Source organism: Streptomyces sp. NRRL B-24572, from assembly GCF_002156145.1.
Taxonomy (GTDB): domain Bacteria; phylum Actinomycetota; class Actinomycetes; order Streptomycetales; family Streptomycetaceae; genus Streptomyces; species Streptomyces vietnamensis.
Genome location: NZ_MWIG01001051.1, coordinates 1 through 2852 on the forward strand (window position 1 = coordinate 1; position 2852 = coordinate 2852).

The window sequence follows — 2852 nt, forward strand, 5'->3', positions numbered from 1 at the left end:
GGGTGGCCGTTAGCCACCACCCTGCTCTGTGGAGCCCGGACGTTCCTCGGGAAGATCCGAGGATCTCCACGCGGCCGTCCGCCCGGCTCGTCTGCCGTGCCGACCATGCTACCTGCCGATTCAGAGGAAGTCGGCCGTCTCCAGGTCGAAGGCGAAGGGGGCGGGGAGGGGGAGGGGCTTGCCGAAGGGCACACCGTGATGCTCGCGGTAGTCGCCGTTCTCGGGGTCGGTGAACAGCGTCACCGTGGACGTGTCCCGGTCCACGAGCAAGTAGAGGGGGATTCCGGAGCGGGCGTAGCAGCGGCGCTTGACGTCACGATCGACGTCGGCACGCCGGGACGTGACCTCAAGCACCATCGCGACGCCGTCGCACGGCATCCAGGACTCCGCGCCGAGGAAGAGGCGACGCTCCTCCGGAGCGAAGGTTCCGTCAGGAATGACGTGGTCTCTCGGCGCCCCGGCCACCTCCTTCAGGGTGAGCCCCTTGTTTCCTGAGAAATCCATGCCCGTGGTCGCCTTGCGGATCACCTGCTTGACGATCCAGCTGATGTAGTGCTCGTGGTCTCCATCCGGTGGCGGCGTCACGACGATCTCCCCTTCGATCAGCTCCGCCCGGAAGCCTTCCGGCGTGCCCAGCGCCAGAAAGCCCTCCAACAGGCCCTCTGCCTGTGTGAGTGGTGCGTGCGCCATGGCAGTCATGTCGTCAGACTCGGACATCGAGGCACCCGCCGTCCGTCAGATCGGGGTCGTTCCCTCGATCGTGGCACATGATCGAGGACGAGCCCCGGAGCGACCGCTTGACCTTGTCGCAGCGTCAGGGTTTCTACTGGGCGCATGCGTATCGGCGAGATCGCCGCGCTCGTCGGGGTCACCCCCCGGGCCGTGCGGCACTACCACCAGGCGGGGCTGCTGCCCGAGCCCGAGCGGCGGGCCAACGGGTACCGGGAGTACGGGGTCCGGGACGCCGTGCTGCTCGCCCGGATCCGACGGCTGACCGAGCTGGGGCTCGGCCTCGACGAGGTACGGGACGTGCTCGCGGACGACGAGGGGCGGGGGCTCGTGGAGGTGCTGGAGGAGCTGGCGGACGACCTGGCCCGGCAGGAGGCCGTCATCCGGGAGCGCCGGGAACGCCTCGCCCCGCTCCTCGCCGAGGCCCGCGCCGGGCGCCTGCCCGCCGAAGGCCCCGTCTCGCCGGAGCTCGCGGCGCTGCTCGCGGGGCTCGGCGAGCTGCCCGAGTCCCCGATGGCGGCGAAGGACCGGGAGATCCTGGCCCTCCTCGACACCGTCGTCCCCGAGGCGGAACGGGCCCGGCTGATGGAGCTGATGCACGGCGCGGCGGGCAGCGCGCGGGAGCTGTACGCGCTCCTGGACGCCCTCGCCGACGTGGAGGTGGACGACCCCCGGGTGGAGGAGGCGGCCCGCGCCCTGGCCGCCGTCCTGCCGGACGGGATGGCGGTGGAGCTGCCCCCGGAGGGCGCCGGGGGCCTCGCCGACACGTTCTTCGCGGACCTCGCCCCGGCCCAGTCGGCGGCGGTGCGGCGGGCGGTGGGACTGGTGACGGCACGACGGACGGAGGGAACGGAGAGAGGGGAAGCGGACCGATGACGACGCACACCACCCGCGGGCCGGACGAGGGTGCCGTGTCCCGCACCCGCCCGCTGCGGCTCCTGCGTGCGGTCGCCTACGCCGCGCTCCCCGCCGAGTTCGTGCTCTTCGTCCTTCTGCTCGCCGGGGTGCGGATACCCGGTGGCGTGCTCCTCGCCGGGGAGACGGTCGTCTTCGGGCTCCTCCTCGCCGAGGTCCTCGTCTTCCGGCGGTTGCGGCGGCGCGGCCTCTCCGCACGGGAGGCGCTGGGCGAGCTCGTGCCCGAGGTCGTGCTGCGGCTGATCGGGCACGAGCTGCGGCTGATGGCGGGTCTCGTGCGGTGGGCCGGGCGGCGGCGGCACGGGGTCGAGGGGGTCGACGGGGTCTTCCCGCACGCCCGCGACCAGGCCGCGCTGATGTACGGCTTCGCGTTCGTGTGCGTGGTCGAGACGGTCGGCATGTCGTACCTGCTCGCCGAATGGCCCTTCGTCCACGCCGTCTTCCTCGTCCTGGACGTCTACACCGTGCTGTTCGTGCTCGGGCTGCACGCCGCCTCCGTGACCCGCCCGCACACGCTCGCCGGCGGTGTCCTCCGGGTCCGGCAGGGTGCGCACGTCGACGTGCGCGTCCCGGTCGGGCGGATCGCGGCCGTCCGGCGCGAGTCCCTCTTCTCGCACGAGAAGGCCGACGGCGAGCTGAACCTCGCCGTCGGCTCCCAGACCTCCGTCACCATCGAGCTGACCGAGCCGGTCGACGCGCCCCGGCTGCTCGGCGCGCCCCGCCCCGTACGGCTGATCCGGCTGCACGCCGACGAGCCGAAGGCCCTGTACGACGCGCTCACGCGGGCGCGAACAGGACCTTCGCCGTCCCCGGGTCCGCTTCCGACAGTCTGACCCGCAGCCACTCCCCCAACGGCAGCTTCGTCTCCCCGCCCTCGATGCGGGCGACGACCGCAGGGTCCTCCAGGTGGACGGTGCCGACGGCCGGTTCGCGTTCCTTCACGTCGATGACGTACGCGTCGAAGAACTCGCCGATCCGTTCCTTCAGGAGGGCCGCCTCGACGATGTCGACGCTCTCGCGTTCGACGGTGTTGGCGCGGCGGGCGCCGCCGGCCATCTCGTCGGGGAGGGCGGGCAGCGCGGCCCGTACCCACTCGGGCGGCCCGTCCCCGGCGACCGCCGCCACGCACAGCTCGCCCGCGTACCGGTCGACGAGGCGGCGCAGCGGCGCGGTGCAGTGGGTGTACTCGTCGGCGACGGCGGCGTGGA

The 2852-nt window shown here is 72.7% G+C and carries 3 protein-coding genes and 1 pseudogene; 2 read left to right on the forward strand and 2 right to left on the reverse strand.

The window, feature by feature from the left end:
* Positions 1-120 precede the first annotated feature (120 nt).
* Positions 121-699 carry a Uma2 family endonuclease gene (locus CCN56_RS40000; RefSeq protein WP_086832480.1) on the reverse strand — a complete coding sequence of 193 codons (579 nt, stop codon included), beginning with the start codon at positions 697-699 and terminating at the stop codon, positions 121-123.
* A 135-nt stretch (positions 700-834) separates the two neighbouring features.
* On the opposite strand from CCN56_RS40000, the gene CCN56_RS40005 reads away from it, so the two are divergent.
* Together CCN56_RS40005 and CCN56_RS40010 are read left to right on the forward strand one after the other, a co-directional pair.
* Complete coding sequence (locus CCN56_RS40005; RefSeq protein ID WP_086832478.1) at positions 835-1605, forward strand: MerR family transcriptional regulator; 771 nt, start codon at positions 835-837, stop codon at positions 1603-1605.
* The gene (locus CCN56_RS40010; RefSeq protein ID WP_086832479.1) at positions 1602-2477 is read left to right on the forward strand and encodes a hypothetical protein; all 876 of its coding nucleotides are present in this window, start codon (positions 1602-1604) and stop codon (positions 2475-2477) included. The genes CCN56_RS40005 and CCN56_RS40010 overlap by 4 nt, the downstream gene beginning before the upstream one ends.
* On the opposite strand, the pseudogene CCN56_RS40015 reads toward CCN56_RS40010, so the two are convergent.
* Positions 2422-2852: pseudogene (locus CCN56_RS40015) on the reverse strand (RNB domain-containing ribonuclease); the annotation flags it as partial. The gene CCN56_RS40010 and the pseudogene CCN56_RS40015 overlap by 56 nt on opposite strands.

Coding starts and splice junctions, on each gene's coding strand:
- CCN56_RS40000 (WP_086832480.1), bottom strand. CDS start 699: ATGACTGCCATGGCGCACGCACCACTCACACAGGCAGAGGGCCTGTTG.
- CCN56_RS40005 (WP_086832478.1), top strand. CDS start 835: ATGCGTATCGGCGAGATCGCCGCGCTCGTCGGGGTCACCCCCCGGGCC.
- CCN56_RS40010 (WP_086832479.1), top strand. CDS start 1,602: ATGACGACGCACACCACCCGCGGGCCGGACGAGGGTGCCGTGTCCCGC.